Origin of the sequence: Microbacterium sp. ZKA21 (assembly GCF_050434165.1) — a bacterium.
GTDB lineage: Bacteria > Actinomycetota > Actinomycetes > Actinomycetales > Microbacteriaceae > Microbacterium.
Genome location: NZ_JBNPVV010000016.1, coordinates 1 through 1,260, shown reverse-complemented (window position 1 = coordinate 1,260; position 1,260 = coordinate 1). Strand labels below are relative to the sequence as shown.

Genomic DNA, 1,260 nt, shown 5'->3' with positions numbered 1-1,260 from the left:
GGGACTGCTGACGGTTCGGTTGACTCCAACGCTGTGAGGATTTCGGTTCTCACGGGAGGATGGTCAACGTGCCCAAAGCATTTCCCAAAGAGTTCCGGAACGACGTCGTCGCGGTCGCGCGTCGGGGCGAAGCCCCGATCAGCCGGATCGCGAAAGACTTCGGCGTCTCCGAGTCGTGCCTTCAACGGTGGTTGAAGATCGCGGACGTCGAAGACGGGGTGAGGCCAGGGCTCACGCAAGCGGACGCGGCCGAGCTGCGCGAAGCGAAGAAACGCATCCGACTGCTCGAGCAAGAGAACGAGATCCTGCGGAGAGCGGCCGCGTATCTGTCGCAGGCTTCACTCCCCAAATGATGTTCCCGCTGGTCCTTGACCTTGCCGCAGATCGGATCCCGATCGCGGTGACCTGCCGGGTGCTGGGCTTCTCGAAGCAAGCGTTCTTCCAATGGCGCGCGAACCCCGTGTCGCAACGCGACTGGGACAACGCTCATCTCACGAACGCCGCCGTCGATCTTCACCGCGATGACCCGGCGTTCGGGTATCGGTTCATCTCCGACGAGATCGAAGCCGAGGCCGGGCTTGCAGCGTCCGAGCGGCGGGTGTGGCGACTGTGCTCTGAACAGCGCCTGTGGTCCGTGTTCTCGAAGAAGCGTGGCCTGAACCGGAAAGCGGGACCTCCCGTGCATGACGATCTCGTGCTCCGCGACTTCACCGCAACAAGGCCAGATCAGTTGTGGCTCACCGACATCACCGAGCACTGGACCGATGAAGGAAAGCTGTATCTCTGCGCGATCAAAGACGTCCACTCGAACCGCATCGTCGGCTACTCCATCGACTCCCGGATGACCGCGGAGCTCGCCGTTGCCGCGCTGCGTAACGCGGTCGCGCTCCGTGACCCTGTCGGGACGACGCTGCACTCGGACCGCGGGTCGCAATTTCGATCCCGGAAGTTCGTCGAGCTGCTCCGCCAGAGCGGAATCACCGGATCGATGGGACGCGTCGGTGCGTGTGCGGACAACGCCGCAATGGAGTCCTTCTTCTCGCTCCTGCAGAAGAACGTCCTTAACAAGAAGCGGTGGCACTCAAGGCAGGAACTCCGCCTCGAGATCGTGACCTGGATCGAGCGAACCTACCACCGCCGGCGTCGGCAACGACGCCTAGGGAAACTCACCCCGATCGAGTTCGAGATAATCAACTCAGAGGCCGCTCACGCGGCCTGAAACCCCAAACAAGACGAGTCAACCAAATCGTCAGCAGTCCC

At 62.4% G+C, this 1,260-nt stretch carries 1 protein-coding gene; it reads left to right on the top strand.

The annotated features are described in order from the left end of the window. The first annotated feature begins 68 nt into the window (after window positions 1-68). A protein-coding gene (locus tag M2317_RS18335; protein ID WP_429462712.1) for an IS3 family transposase occupies window positions 69-1,219 on the top strand; the annotation gives its coding sequence in 2 pieces (ribosomal slippage) (window positions 69-342 and window positions 342-1,219; 1,152 coding nt in all). Window positions 1,220-1,260 lie beyond the last annotated feature (41 nt).